This is a genomic window from uncultured Maribacter sp., assembly GCF_963977385.1.
Lineage (GTDB): Bacteria > Bacteroidota > Bacteroidia > Flavobacteriales > Flavobacteriaceae > Maribacter.
On sequence record NZ_CAXBOU010000027.1, the window covers coordinates 16,729 to 31,539 of the forward strand.

The 14,811-nt window shown below is 34.8% G+C and carries 9 protein-coding genes; 5 read left to right on the forward strand and 4 right to left on the reverse strand.

Annotation, left to right across the window (positions count from 1 at the left end):
* Positions 1 to 7 precede the first annotated feature (7 nt).
* Genes AAC084_RS20190 through AAC084_RS20200 form a run of 3 tightly spaced genes read right to left on the reverse strand, consistent with a single transcriptional unit; the run spans position 8 to position 2,541 of the window.
* Positions 8 to 721 (reverse strand): methyltransferase, encoded by a 714-nt coding sequence (locus tag AAC084_RS20190; RefSeq protein ID WP_339842101.1) that lies wholly within the window; start codon positions 719 to 721, stop codon positions 8 to 10.
* A gap of 39 nt (positions 722 to 760) precedes the next feature.
* On the reverse strand, positions 761 to 1,474 hold the full coding sequence (locus AAC084_RS20195) for a LytTR family DNA-binding domain-containing protein (RefSeq protein WP_339842102.1): 714 nt from the start codon (positions 1,472 to 1,474) through the stop codon (positions 761 to 763).
* Positions 1,471 to 2,541: a histidine kinase gene (locus AAC084_RS20200; RefSeq protein ID WP_339842103.1), complete on the reverse strand. Its 1,071-nt coding sequence runs from the start codon at positions 2,539 to 2,541 to the stop codon at positions 1,471 to 1,473. Before AAC084_RS20200 ends, AAC084_RS20195 begins: the two co-directional genes overlap by 4 nt.
* Before the next feature lie 280 nt (positions 2,542 to 2,821).
* On the opposite strand from AAC084_RS20200, the gene AAC084_RS20205 reads away from it, so the two are divergent.
* From AAC084_RS20205 to AAC084_RS20225, 5 genes are all read left to right on the forward strand, one after another.
* Entirely contained in the window at positions 2,822 to 3,916 is a 1,095-nt protein-coding gene (locus AAC084_RS20205) for a carbohydrate-binding family 9-like protein (protein WP_339842104.1), read from the forward strand.
* A complete protein-coding gene (locus AAC084_RS20210; RefSeq protein ID WP_339842105.1) occupies positions 3,909 to 5,033 on the forward strand; it encodes a family 10 glycosylhydrolase in 1,125 nt (374 codons plus the stop codon). The genes AAC084_RS20205 and AAC084_RS20210 overlap by 8 nt, the downstream gene beginning before the upstream one ends.
* Before the next feature lie 183 nt (positions 5,034 to 5,216).
* Positions 5,217 to 8,285, forward strand: a complete 3,069-nt coding sequence (locus AAC084_RS20215; protein WP_339842106.1) for a SusC/RagA family TonB-linked outer membrane protein — start codon at positions 5,217 to 5,219, stop codon at positions 8,283 to 8,285.
* Positions 8,286 to 8,294: 9 nt separating this feature from the next.
* Positions 8,295 to 9,866, forward strand: a complete 1,572-nt coding sequence (locus AAC084_RS20220; RefSeq protein ID WP_339842107.1) for a SusD/RagB family nutrient-binding outer membrane lipoprotein — start codon at positions 8,295 to 8,297, stop codon at positions 9,864 to 9,866.
* Between the two features lie 122 nt (positions 9,867 to 9,988).
* A complete protein-coding gene (locus AAC084_RS20225; RefSeq protein WP_339842108.1) occupies positions 9,989 to 13,321 on the forward strand; it encodes a VCBS repeat-containing protein in 3,333 nt (1,110 codons plus the stop codon).
* 28 nt (positions 13,322 to 13,349) lie between these two features.
* Here the strand turns inward: AAC084_RS20225 and AAC084_RS20230 are convergent, their stop codons facing one another.
* Positions 13,350 to 14,783 (reverse strand): sulfatase, encoded by a 1,434-nt coding sequence (locus AAC084_RS20230; RefSeq protein ID WP_339842109.1) that lies wholly within the window; start codon positions 14,781 to 14,783, stop codon positions 13,350 to 13,352.
* Between the last annotated feature and the right edge of the window lie 28 nt (positions 14,784 to 14,811).

The following is a 14,811-nucleotide window of genomic DNA, read 5'->3' on the forward strand; positions in this document are numbered from 1 at the left end:
CGTATAGTTACATTTTTAAATAAAAATCTTTTGTTAGATTTATGTAGTTAGTTGTATACTCATGTCGTTCTTTCTCAATGGTTAGACCCACCACTTCACATTGTTTTTCTTCCCTAATGAACTCCAACAACACTCGTTTCACTTCAGCAGTAGGGTTACCTTTCACATGCATGCAACTACTTAAAAATAACTGAAAGGATGCTGCCATTCGTATAAAATTATCCTTTTCTTTAAAAGGAATTATCGTAGAAAAGATTCCATTTTTTGACATTAATGCAGAAACCCCTTTTAAAAGTTCATCGAAAGGTAAAAATTCGTTTTGTCTCGCTTGATCTCTTTGTAAACTGCCTGAGGTTACGGTTTCAGAATAAAATGGCGGATTACAAACAATTAAATCATATGTATCTTCTATTTCTTCAATGAACTCATCTAATCCGGCATGATAGCAGTAAAGCCTATCTCCCCATAAAGAACCTTCAAAGTTTTCTACACATTGCTCATAAGCATTAGAATCAATCTCAATGGCATCAATGACTTCCGCATTGCTTCTTTGGGCCAACATTAGAGCAATGACGCCCGTACCTGAACCAATATCCAAAATAGTTTCGGGAGAATTACGTACAGTAGTCCAAGCACCTAACAAAACTCCGTCTGTACCTAATTTCATAGCACAACGGTCTTGACTGATTTCGAATTGTTTGAATTTAAATGGCTCACTCACAATAGCATCTATTTTGAATCGGTCAATAACTTATAGTCCTTACTCATTTAAATCATTCAAAATTCTAGCTTTTGCTTCGTTCAAATAGCTTCTACCGATAGTATATCGTATGCCGCCTATTTCAACACTATTACCCTCAACTACACTAACCTTATCGACCGCAATAGTATAAGACCTATGAATACGTATAAAATTATCGCCAGGCAGTTCATCAGTGAAACTACTTAAAGTTCTATGTATTATATATTTTGCTGTAGGTGTAATAATTCTGATATAATCTTTAAGACTTTCTATCACCATTATTTCACAAAGAAATATCTTCTGCAATTTCTTTTTATCGACCTTAACAAAAATAGAAGGCTTTTCATCTTTGTCGTTTGCCACTTTGTTAGCCCCTTGTTTTAGACCAATTACCCTATCTACAGATTTAAAAAATCTTGGTAGTGAAATTGGTTTTACCAAATAATCTATTGCTTCAAGTTCAAAACTTTTAAGTGCATGCTCTTCGTGAGCCGTAGTCATAATCACAAATGGCTTTTTGTGAATCGTGCTTAAAAACTCTAACCCATCAAGATAGGGCATGTTGATATCCAAAAACATAATATCGACTGTATTATCTCTTAAAAAAGCAGAAGCATCCATAGCATTAGAAAATGTTCCTTCTAACCGCAACTCTTTAACCCGAAGAATATAATTTTTAATCACATTAACAGCCAACGGTTCATCATCTACTACAATCACTTTCAACATCATAATACCTTAAGCTTTAAAATAACATTAAACATTTTATCCTTTTCGAAAATTAATAACTCATAATCGCTTTTAGCATACCCAAGGTCTAAACGTTTTTTTACATTAGAAAGTCCAATTCCGCCAGATTTTACAGGATATTCTAATTCTTTTTTGGCATTAGGAATGGAATTAGCGACCTTGAAATTCATAAAACCATCTTTGACTTGCAACTCAATATCAATTTTCATTTCACCAATATTTTTGCTTGCACCATGTTTAAAACAGTTTTCAACTATTGGAATTAACAACATTGGCGGAATTTTACAATTCTCAAGATTTCCGGATATTTTCATATCTACCTCAAGACTATCGTCAAATCTAATCCGCTCCAAATCTATGTAATTCCTAATACAATTCATCTCACTCGTTAAATCTTGTCTTTGTTTTTTAGTGGCGTATAGTAAATACCTCATAAGTTCTGATAATTTGAGGATTACTTCAGGAGCCTGATCCGACTTTTCTAAAGTCAAGGAATATATATTATTAAGGGTATTAAAGAAAAAATGAGGCGAGACCTGAGACCGTAAAAAACGTAATTCAGTTTTCAATTGCCTCTTTTCTAAATCATGAAGCTTACTACTTTCACGCAACCAATCGACCGTTAATTTTATAGCTGTAAAAAAGGAAATAACATACACTTCACCAATCATTGTCTGTACAGCATACCCAATGGTCAGTGTATCAATAATTTCTTGTGCCTCTGGCATTACATCTGTACTTACCAAATAATAGGTAAGATTATACTTTAGCAATAGCATCACGAATAAAGCCAAAAGTATGTAAACAGTATATTGAAAATATTTCTTAGTGTAAATAAATTTTGGCATCAAATAATACGCATTCAAATAGGCCAAAAACATATGAATAGGAAAACCTAATAAATTCGTTTTTAAAGAAAGTAAGAAATCATCGTGAATGAAACTCCAACGAAAAGTGTTGAATACAAAGTAAATTGACCAGAATAAAATATGATGCAAGGGTTTAATATCGCTATTGCCCAAAAATTCTGGCTTGCGTAAAAATTTCATTATCCTAATATTCATAGACAATAATTACTGCTTTTTTTATTACACAATTGACGTTGGGCATCAATCTGAAGTTGTTAGGCTAAAATTATTCACGGTTACAATAATTATGAAAATATTCAAGATTATTTTAGAAATGGAAGATAAAGCTATTTGTTGCTAAAAGTAATTAAAAACAACAATAGGCCTATATTCATATAAAAAATAGATTATTTTACAAGGCAGCAATTAAATTTAAAGAACTTGTAAAACAACATTACCAACCTAATCAACCATTTGTGGCATGGCCCAATTTCAAAACAAATCGCTAAAAACCAAAAAGACAGTTGCCGTGCTATTGTTTCTTTTGTATTTAGGAAGTATTTCTCTTATAGCTCAAAAAACGCCTCAAACTTATATTGCCAACAATATCATAGAAACGTTAATAATTGATGGTAAAATGGATGAATCATCTTGGCAAAATGCTAAATGGTCCAACAAATTTATAGATATTGAAGGTAGTAAAAGTGCAACCTATGAAACCAAGGTTAAAATGTTATGGGACGACACTAACCTTTACTTTTTTGCCGAAATCAAAGAACCCCATGTATGGGCCACATTAAAACAAAAGGATACTATAATCTTTTACAATAATGATTTTGAAATTTTCATTGACCCTGATGGCGATACTCACAATTACTATGAGCTTGAACTAAATGCTTTTAACACCATATGGGATTTATTTTTATCGAAACCATATAGAAACAATGGCTATATACTTGATGGTTGGGATTTTAAAGGAATAAAATCTGCCATCCAAGTTAATGGTACATTGAATAATGCTTCAGATATTGATGAAGGCTGGACCGTTGAAATTGCCATACCATGGTCTTTTACCACCGAACCCGGAGGAACAACAAAAGTTCCCGAAAACGAATTCTGGAGAATTAATTTCTCTAGAGTTAATTGGTCTTTTGATATCGAAAACGAAAAGTACAGTAGAAAAAAAGATGCATCCGGTAAGTTTATGCCCGAAAACAATTGGGTATGGTCACCTCAAGGTGTTATCAATATGCATGAGCCTGAACATTGGGGCTATGTCTATTTTGCTAAAAATTCAAAAACCAAACTACCTGACTTCACAATTCCTGAAGATGAGCACATTAAATGGTATCTATATGAATTATATAGAAATCTTAAGAATGAAGAAATAGGCGAAAAAGGATGGACCACAATAGATGGCCAACTTCAAAAAGAACCAATATCTATTTTGAATAAATCAATTTCACCTGTTTTAGAAAAAAATAATTTCGGATTTGACATTTGGGTCAAAAGCCCGTTTACAAATAAAAAATTGGTTCTACATAATGATGGAAAATTCGAAACTTACAATGATTAAACAAACTAACCTTTTAAAAATATTAGCTCTATTCATCTTTGTAATTACTACTTCATGTGATTTAAAGAAGGAAACAACAGAACCTAACACCACCGCAAGTACAGCTAAAATTAGCGAAGAAGCATTTAAATTATGGACTTGGATTACTGCCGAAAAAGATAGGACAGACAAATCTTTTGATGAAGAATTTGAAAAATATAGCAAGAATGGTATTCATGCCATTTTAATAAACACTTATGGCGACCCTGCTTTATTGACAAGGCTAGTACCTATTGCAAAAAAATATAATCTTGAGGTACATGCGTGGATGTTTACAATGAACAGACCAGGCGATAAAGTTGCCGAGCAGCACCCTGAATGGTATGCCGTAAGTAGAGATGGGAAATCTTGTTTTGATGAGCCACCATATGTCGGCTATTATAAATGGTTATGCCCAACCCGAAAAGAATCACGTGAGCATGTACTTAGTTTAATAGAAGGTTTGGCCAAAGTTGATGGTGTCACTAGTTTCCATTTAGATTATATTCGGTATTCAGACATTTATCTACCTATCGGACTATTACCAAAATATGATTTAAAACAAGAGGTCGAATTACCAAGATACGATTTCTGTTATTGTGATGTATGTACTTCTGAATTTGAAAAGGAACACCATAAAAACCCTAAAGATTTTAGTAATCCTGCCATTGATATGGAGTGGAAGAATTTCAGATTAAACAAAATAAAGTCCATTGTTGATGAAGCCTATAAAATTACCCATGATAATGGTAAATTATTAACAGCAGCTGTTTTTCCTTATCCAGAAATGGCAGACCATATGGTTCGCCAACGATGGGACAAATGGAATGTTGATGCAGTATTACCTATGATTTATAACAAATTCTACAATGAAGAAATAGATTGGATAGGTTATGCCACAAAACAGGGTGTGGAAGATTTAAAAGGTAAAAATACCGAACTACATACAGGTATATATGTTCCTGAAATGACTTCAGAACAACTAAAAGAAGCAATATACCAAGCCAAATCTAACGGGGCAAAAGGTGTTTCTTTCTTTGACGGACCCGCAATTACTGATGCTCAATGGCAGGTAATCCAAGAGTCACAAAACCACTAAATATTGTTTAATTCTTAAAAATTTGCTTTTTATTAACACGTTGTTAAGCTTTTCATAATAGTTATTAGTCGAATTTATTGAATTATCATTTTGAAATAGCGCATCTTAAGATCGTATTTTTAAAATACCTAACTAAACTCAAAATTCATAAACAAAAAATTCTTAAGTTTTTTGACCTTTGCTTTGCTACTATTTTTTCAAGGAGTAACAGGTCAGGATAAAAACGTATCAGGTGTTGTCACAGACGATACCGGATTGCCTTTGCCGGGTGTTAACGTTGTTGAAAAAGGCACATCGAACGGTACTTCTACCGATTTCGATGGTAACTATGTTATTAATGTTGATGCAAACTCAACTTTAGTTTTCTCCTCACTAGGTTATAAGACGATAGAAGTTGGCGTTAACGGCAGATCAACAGTAAGCATTTCAATAGCTGAAGATGCTAGCCAATTAGACGAAGTTGTCGTAACCGCATTAGGTATTCGTAAAGAAACCAAAGCATTAGGTTATTCTTTAACTGAAGTAGATGCCGAGGAAATCGCAACTATAAAAACACCAAATGCGATAAACTCGCTACAAGGTAAAATTGCTGGTGTGAACATCTCTCAGAATGCAACTGGCGCAGCCGGATCAAGTAGAGTTGTTATTAGAGGTTCTAGCTCTTTATCTGGTGAAAATCAACCGCTTTATGTAGTTGATGGTATTCCTATAAACAATGGTAATAATGGTTCTGCCGGTATGTGGGGTGGATCAGATGGTGGAGATGGTATTTCCAGTATAAACCCAGATGATATTCAATCTATTTCAGTTCTTAAAGGTGGTGCTGCTTCTGCATTATACGGTTCTCGTGCTGCAGGTGGTGTAATCATCGTAACGACTAAGACCGGTAAAGGACAAAAAGGCTTTGGAGTAGAAGTTAGTAGTTCAGTTACTTTTGATAAAGTAAATTCATCAATACAAGATTTCCAAACAGATTACGGACAAGGTTTATTAGGCGCTAGACCTAGTACTCAAGAAGGTGCGTTAGAAGCAGGGACTTCTTCATGGGGAGAACGTTTTGATGGTGCTAATTCTATACAATATGATGGTGTCTCAAGACCTTATTCTTATGCTGGTAATAATGTTGACAAATTTTACAGAACAGGATCAACGTTAATAAACTCAGTTGCTTTAACAAGCGCCTCAGATAATCTTACATATAGATTATCTGCATCAGATTTGAACAACCAAGATGTAATGCCAAATGCAGGTTTGAACAGAAAATCATTCTCGTTCAATAGCTCAGCTATCTTGGCTGAAAAACTGACTAGTACAATTAATGCTAAGTACATTATTGAAAAAGTTCAAAACAGACCAAGACTATCAGATGCACCAGGTAATGCTAACTTTACCGTTGCTTTATTACCCGGTAATTTTGATGTACTAACATTGCAACCTTCAACTAACCCTGATGGTTCTGAAAGACAATATTCAAACAACACCTTCTCTCAAAATCCTTATTTCGCAGCTTATAATTTTAGAAATGAAGACAATAGAAATAGAATAATAGCGTCTACAACATTAAGATATGATTTTACTGACTGGCTTTCTTTAACAGGTAGAATGGGTATTGACCATGACGTAATTAGAAGAACAAGCGTAGAGCCATTTGGAACAGCCTATAAACCATTAGGAAGTATCGAAGATCAAGAAAGAAGAACCAATCAAGTAGATGCTGATCTTATATTAGCAGCAGATAAGAACATAACCGATAAATTTGCCATTTCTGCCTTGGTAGGTGTCAACTCTAACCATCTTAAATCTGAAAACCTTTTTCTTGGTGGTGATGATTTTATTGTACCCGGCTTAGAAGATATAGGCAATACGGTAAGAATTAACAGAAGAAGAGAATATAGTGAACGTAAAATAGGTTCAGTGTATGGATCGTTAGAATTATCATATGATCGTTGGGCTTATGTTACTTTTACAGGTAGAAATGACTGGTTTTCTACACTTTCATTTCCTGGAAAAACATCACCAAATGATGACTTCTACCCATCTGTAAATACAAGTTTGGTATTGTCAGACGCATTGAATATGCCTTCTTTTATAAGTTTCTTAAAACTTAGAGGAGGTTATTCAGAAGTAGCAGGTGGTGCACAAGATCCTTATTCGTTAGCTTTAACTTATGAAATTTTCGGAAATCCGCTTAACGGACAACCAACAGGTAGAATAAGTGGCAGTACCGTTCCAAATGCAAATTTAGTAGCCTTCAGTAAAAGTGAAACTGAAATTGGTTTGGACCTAAGAATGTTTAACAATAGGTTATCTTTTGACGTTGCATATTATACTAATGAAACCACAAAAGACATCGTAGATGTTGCAACCTCATCGTATTCAGGATATAATGGAGCTAAAGCCAATCTTGGTAAAGTATCGAATAAGGGTATTGAATTTTTAGTAAGTGGGTCACCAATAAAAACATCAAATTTTAATTGGAATGTATCTTTAAATGGTGCTTACAACGAAGGTCTTGTTGAAGCTACGGATGAAGTTGGATCTGATGTTAATTTAGATGAACCAAGATCACAGAATGTGAGAATTACTCATATTGTTGGAGAAAGATACGGTACCATTGTAGGTGTTTCGTATGACAGAGATGACAACGGAGTTATCAAGTATGATATTGATGACCTAGGAGTACCAAGAGCTGTTGAAGGCGAACGTAAAATTTTAGGAGAAGGCGTTCCTCCACTTACGTTAGGTTTCTCAAATTCTTTTTCATATAAAAATTTCAATCTAAACTTTTTGATAGACGGCAAATTTGGAGGACAAGTGTTCTCTGGTACAAACACAACAGTTTATGGAAATGGCCTTCACAAGAATACTTTAGAAGGTAGAGAAACTGGGTTAACAGTTTCTGGAATTGATGCGGCAACCGATCAGCCGTTCACTACTACAGTCGCTCCTGAAAATTTACAAACTTATTGGGGAGAAATAAATGACATCGCAGAAGAATTTGTAGAAGATTCCGATTACATTAAGTTTAGACAACTAAGCTTAGGGTATTCCTTACCTGAAAAATTATTAGATAATGTTTTCTTAACCAATGTAAATGTTTCGTTTATCGCTTCAAATCTTTTTTATATTTCGAGAAGTATCGACAATATTGATCCAGAAAGCGCATATAACGTAGGAAACTCTCAAGGATTGGAATACTTTGGTGTGCCAACCTCAAGAAATTATGGTATGACTATCAACTTAAAGTTTTAATAAAAAGATATGAAAAAATTAATTTGTTTATTTATGATGGCGCTGGTAGTAGGCGCTTGTGATGACGGATTTGACGAATTGAACGTAAATCCAACAAAACCTTCTCAGATTGCGGCAGGCAACAAATTAACTGCTGTATTAAAGTTTGTTTCTAGCGAACGATATGACAATTGGAGAGCACAACTGATTTACCAATCTACGATGATGCAACATTTGTCAACTACGGCAGGGTATTGGAATGGTGATAAATATACTTGGAACAGGGGCTATGCATCTTCTTTATTAGATAGATATTATGAGAACGCCATTAAAAACGTTCAGGATTTAAAATTACAGCTAGATAATGAAGAGGCACCAGAAGAAATGATAGCAATTACAAGAATTGTCAGAGTTTTTGCCTTTTCAAGACTAACCGATCTTTATGGAGACATTCCTTATAACGAAGGTGGTAAAGCGGTAATCGAAGGTATTTACCTTCCAAAGTACGATTCACAGAGTGAAATTTATGCAGACATGCTTAAAGAACTAGAAGAATCAGCCGCTGCTCTATCTAGTGGAACTTCTGGTTTTGGCGCTGCTGATGTTATCTACCAAGGTGATCAAGCTAAATGGAAAAAATTAGCAAATTCTTTAATGCTTCGTTTAGGTCTACGATTAATCAAAGTTGATGCAGCTGCTTCTCAAGCATGGGTAACTAAAGCAATTGCAGGTGGTGTAATGACTTCGAACGAAGATATTTTTTATTTGCAACATGATTCTAATAATAGAAATGGATTATCTGAAGCTTTTGACGCTGACGGTAACCCAAGAATGAGCAAAACATTTATCGACTTCTTGAAAAATAATGATGACCCAAGATTAACTGTATTAGCATCACTACCAAGTGAAAAAATTATTTTTAAAGAGGATCTTCCTGACAATCCAGGAAAATACATTGAAGATTTCAGAGAAGATAGAACAGATGCTGAAAGATTAGACCCTGCAAATCAAAGAGGGTTAGTGAATGGAAATAGCAATGTAATGTTGGATAATCAAAATGTTGATTTAGATAATCTTTTTAGTAATTTAAATGATTATTCTGAACCAAATAGACCAATCGTAGCAGCTTTTGAAGCACCTATGTTTTTCCAAACATATGCAGAAGTTGAATTTATGTTAGCAGAAGCAAACGTTCGTTGGGGATTAGCTGGAGACGCCGCGACACATTACAACAATGGTGTTACCGCAGCAATGAAACAATTATCACTTTATGGTGAAGCAGCGGTTATAGCAGATGCTGATATTACTACTTATTTAGCTGAGAACCCTTATGATGCTGCTAATGCAATAGAGCAAATAAGCACACAATATTGGGCGGCTACATTTTTGAATGAGTATGAAACATTTTCTAACTGGAGAAGAACAGGTTTTCCTGTGTTAGTACCCGTTAATTTCCCAGGAAATGAAACAGGAGGAACAATTCCTAGAAGGCTTACCTACTCTCAAAATGAGGCAAGTGTAAACGCTGACAACTATGAAGCTGCATTAGCTGCACAAGGTCCAGATGTACTTACCACAAGAGTTTGGTGGGATGCACAATAACAATAATTAAGTTTGGTTTTTGAGTGAAACCTCTCATAATAGTTGAGTTAATTTTTATTGAGTTTGAAAAGGAGAGGAAACTCTCCTTTTTTTGTATAAAATAGTATCTTGTAATCATGAAAATGAGGCATATTTTTTACTGTTGTTCACTATTGTTATTTTGTTGTAGCCCTGCTCCTGACAAAGTAGAACTAAATGACAAGCTTTTCACTTTACTCAAACCAGAAGAAACTGGTATAGATTTCAATAATATAATCAAAGATGATAAGGACAAAAACATATTTGCCTATGCGAACTTCTACGGTGGTGCCGGTGTAGGCGTTGGTGATTTTAATAATGACGGTCTTCAAGATATTTTCTTTGCTGGCAATATGGTGTCAGATAAATTATACTTAAATCAAGGAAATTTAAATTTCATTGACAATACAGAAAAAGCAGGTATTAAAAACTACGATGGTTGGTCTACGGGTGTTACGGTTGCAGACATTAATAATGATGGTCACTTAGATATTTACGTTAGTAGAGAACTTTATGATGAGCATCCTGAATGGCGAAGAAATTTATTATATCTAAACAAAGGCGATGGCACTTTTGAAGAAAAAGCAGAAGAATTCCAAATTGCTAATACAGAAAGAACACGCCATGCTACTTTTTTAGATTATGATAAAGACGGTAAATTAGATTTATTCTTACTTACTCAGCCACCAAACCCGGGCAGTCTATCACAATACCATAATTCAGATAATTTACTTATCCCTGAATATTCATTAAAGCTCTACAAAAACAAGGGAGACTCCTTTGAAGATGTTACGGTAATGGCCGGCGTAAACAAAACGGGGTTCCCTAATGCGGTTTCCGCAAGTGATTTAAACAATGATGGATGGACAGATCTTTATGTTGCAAATGATTTCTACGCTCCTGACTTTTTATTTTTAAATAACCAGGACGGTACTTTTTCTAGCATGGAAAAAAGCGCCTTACAGCAAACATCATATTACAGTATGGGTGTAGATGTTGCTGATATCAACAATGACCAAAACCTAGATATTTTTGTACTTGACATGGTATCTGAAGACAACTTTCGTTTAAAGTCTAATATGAGCGGTATGAACATTGGCTCTTTTTGGAAGGTAGTTGAAGATGGTGGTGGGTATCAATACATGTACAACGCCTTGCAACTAAATAATGGCAACGGAACCTTTAGCAATATTGCCCAATTTTCTGGCATGGCCGCCACTGATTGGAGCTGGTCTAACCTAATAGCAGATTTTGATAATGACGGTCTTAAAGATACGTATGTCACCAACGGTCTTTTAAGAGATATTAGAAATACTGATGCTGATAAAAACGTAGCCAATTACATTAATACCACTAGAGAAAATTGGGTAAAAAACAACACCAACACTAAGAACATAAAGAGTATTTGGGATGTAGTTGACCTTGAAAAAGCGGTAAACATGCTTCCTTCACAACCATTAAAAAACTACGCTTACAAAAACAAAGGAAATCTTGAATTCGAAAATAGTTCAAATGAATGGGGATTAGATAACGAATCTTTCTCAAATGGATCTTCGTACGCCGATTTAGATAATGATGGAGATTTAGACCTCATCGTAAACAATATCAATAGCGAAGCTTTTATTTACAGAAATAATTCAGAGAAACATCAAGACAGAAATTATCTAAGAGTAAAACTTACTGACCCAGAACACAAACCTACTTTTGGTGCACGAGTTCAGGTATATTCCGACAAAAGAATACAAACTCTAGAATCTACGAATGTTCGGGGCATCTATTCTACCAGTGAATCGACCTTACATTTTGGTTTAAACGAGTTAACCAAAGTTGATAGCATCAGTATTTTATGGCCAAATGGAAATAAAACAATTCAAAAAAATATTGAAGCAAATCAATTATTAGAATTTTCTTCCAAAGACTCTGAAATACCTAATGGTAAAACCAAAGAGGCTACAAACTATCTTTTTGCAGACCGAACAAAATTGTTCCCTGCCAAATTTGAACATCAAGAAAACAGTTTTGACGATTTTGAAAAACAGATATTACTTCCTCATAAATTATCCCAATTCGGACCTGCTTTAGCTAGCGGCGATGTAAATAACGACGGTTTAGAAGATTTTTATATAGGTGGTGCGGCAAACCAATCCTCTACCCTATTCATTCAACAAAAAAATGGTGATTTCAAAAAAGGTCAACCAAATTTCTGGTTAAAAGAAGCTGGCTACGAAGATGTCGATGCCATATTTGTAGATATTAATAATGATGGATTTAAAGATTTATATGTTGTTAGTGGCGGCAATGAATATCCAAAGAACGATTTTCATTATACAGACAGGCTTTATCTAAATAATGGCGATGGAATCTTTAAAAAAGGAGCTATTCTTAATGCTAGTAGAATTAGTGGGTCTATAGTTAAAGCAGCCGATTATGATACCGACGGTGATATCGACCTATTCGTAGGCGGTAGGCATACACCTCATCAATACCCTAATCCATCATCGAGCATGTTGCTAATCAATGATAATGGACAATTATCAAATTCCACCGAATCAGTATCGCCTCAGTTATTAGATGTCGGTATGGTTACCGATGCTATTTGGAGCGACTATGATAATGATAAGGACTTAGATTTGATTATCGTAGGTGAATGGATGCCAATTACCATTTTCGCAAATACTGATGGTCATTTATCCAAAATAGAAATTGAGAATTTCAACACTTCGTATGGTTGGTGGTTTAGCATTGAACAAGGTGATTTTGACAATGATGGTGATATGGATTTTATCGCCGGTAATCTCGGCCTAAATTATAAGTATAAGACAAGTTCAGAAAAACCATTTGATGTTTATTATAATGATTTTGATGCGAACGGAAATGGTGATATCGTTTTAGGTTATTATAACAAGGAGAAACATTACCCCTTGCGTGGGTTCTCATGCTCATCGGAACAAATACCAGATTTAAAGAAAAAGATTGTAAAATATGATGCATTCGCTTCCATGGAATTAAAAGATGTCTACGGAGAAGAAAAACTGAAAAATTCGCTTCATTACCATACAGATACTTTTGCTTCTGTTTATGTAGAAAATTTAGGTGATGGAAAATTTAAAATCAAAGATTTACCTAATATGGCACAACTATCAAACCTAAACGATATGCTCGTAAGGGATTTTAACGGTGATGGAGCTCTTGATATCTTGGCAATCGGCAATCTATATGTGTCAGAAATAGAAACACCTAGAAACGACGCAGGAACAGGTGTGCTTCTCTTAGGTAATGGTAAGGGTGGCTTTAGTGCAAAACGTGGTTCTGAAATAGGATTTTATGCCGCCAAAGATGCCAAAAAGATTATTTCAATAGCTAATGGTCAAAAAGATTATGTACTAGTAGGGAATAACGATGATGTTCTTCAGTTTTTTGAAATACAGAAGAACTAACTTTAAATATTATAATTAGAAGGATCAATTAATCTTTAATTCCGGGAGCTCTATTTTCTAAACCTTCCATGCCTAATAAAGAGTCCCCTAGCCTTATACGCATATCATCTGCAAGTTTCTTGATGGTGGCAACTACTTTAGCATTGCTTGCAGCCACATTTTTTGTTTCACTAGGATCAGATTCTAAATCATACAATTCAATTTGCTTTAAATTAACCATTTTGTATTCTCCAGGTAATCCATCTTTTCCAGGTGCTTGACCATTCATAGTTCTGTAGGTGTGAGGAAAATACAACTTCCATTTTCCATATCGTACTCCAAACAATTCATTCACTCTATAATAAAAGAAATAAGCTTCTTGCGGACTTTCATCTGTTTTACCCGTCAATAAACTCCATGCGCTTTTACCATCAATTACCTCACCTGGAAGTTCAGAGTTTGTTACCTCTGCGAGGGATGGAAAAATATCTATAGCCATTAAAGGAGCATCTATGGTTACCCCTGCTTCAATCTCTTTCGGATATTTAATTATAAAAGGTTCTCGTTGGCCACCTTCCCACCCAGTACCTTTACCTTCTCTAAAAGGATATGCACTTCCTGAATGATTACCATATGCTAGCCATGGCCCATTATCTGATGTAAAAATTATAATTGTATTCTCAGTTAAACCATTTTGCTCTACGGATTTAATAATTTCACCAACCGACCAATCTAGCTCCATAATCACATCACCGTAAAGACCTCTATTCGACTTGCCTTTAAATTTATCGGATACATATAAAGGAACATGAGGCTGAGGATGCGGAACATATAGAAAAAACGGATTGTCTTTATTCCGTTCAATAAAATCAACACTGTGTTGGGTAATCAATGTTGTTAAGTTCGTCTGATCTGTAAGGTTATCGATTACTTTCTCATTCTCATACAATGGTAATGGTCCAAAATCAAATATTGGGCCTTGCTGAGGGTGCAATGGCCACATATCGTTCGAATACGGAATTCCAAAATATTCGTCAAAACCATGTTTAGTCGGCATAAACTCCGCCGCATCACCTAAGTGCCATTTACCAAATATCGCTGTTGCATAACCTTTATTCTTTAGAATTTCTGCAAGAGTAATCTCTTTAGGGTTAAGTCCCTTCTTACTATTTGGCATAAGAGCGTTATGTATACCTATGCGATTAGGATAACTACCCGTTAGAATAGCAGCTCGTGAAGCAGAACAAACCGCCTGAGCAGCATAAAAGTTCGTGAGCTTCGCCCCATCATTTGCCATTTGATCAAGATTGGGTGTGGAAATATCCTCTGCCCCAAATACCCCTACATCATTATACCCTTGGTCATCTGTGAAAATTAAAATGATATTTGGTGAAGAGTTTGATGTATTATTATTGTTTTGACAAATACCATTTTGCCAAACAAATAACCATAATAATATTACAAACTTAATTTTAGCAGTCATTTTACACAAATTTCATCAAATATGTCCA

Excerpts from the sequence above, each read along its gene's own strand:
- AAC084_RS20195 (WP_339842102.1), bottom strand. The coding sequence starts at position 1,474 with ATGATGTTGAAAGTGATTGTAGTAGATGATGAACCGTTGGCTGTTAAT.
- AAC084_RS20200 (WP_339842103.1), bottom strand. The coding sequence starts at position 2,541 with ATGAAATTTTTACGCAAGCCAGAATTTTTGGGCAATAGCGATATTAAA.
- AAC084_RS20205 (WP_339842104.1), top strand. The coding sequence starts at position 2,822 with ATGGCCCAATTTCAAAACAAATCGCTAAAAACCAAAAAGACAGTTGCC.
- AAC084_RS20210 (WP_339842105.1), top strand. The coding sequence starts at position 3,909 with ATGATTAAACAAACTAACCTTTTAAAAATATTAGCTCTATTCATCTTT.
- AAC084_RS20220 (WP_339842107.1), top strand. The coding sequence starts at position 8,295 with ATGAAAAAATTAATTTGTTTATTTATGATGGCGCTGGTAGTAGGCGCT.
- AAC084_RS20225 (WP_339842108.1), top strand. The coding sequence starts at position 9,989 with ATGAGGCATATTTTTTACTGTTGTTCACTATTGTTATTTTGTTGTAGC.
- AAC084_RS20230 (WP_339842109.1), bottom strand. The coding sequence starts at position 14,783 with ATGACTGCTAAAATTAAGTTTGTAATATTATTATGGTTATTTGTTTGG.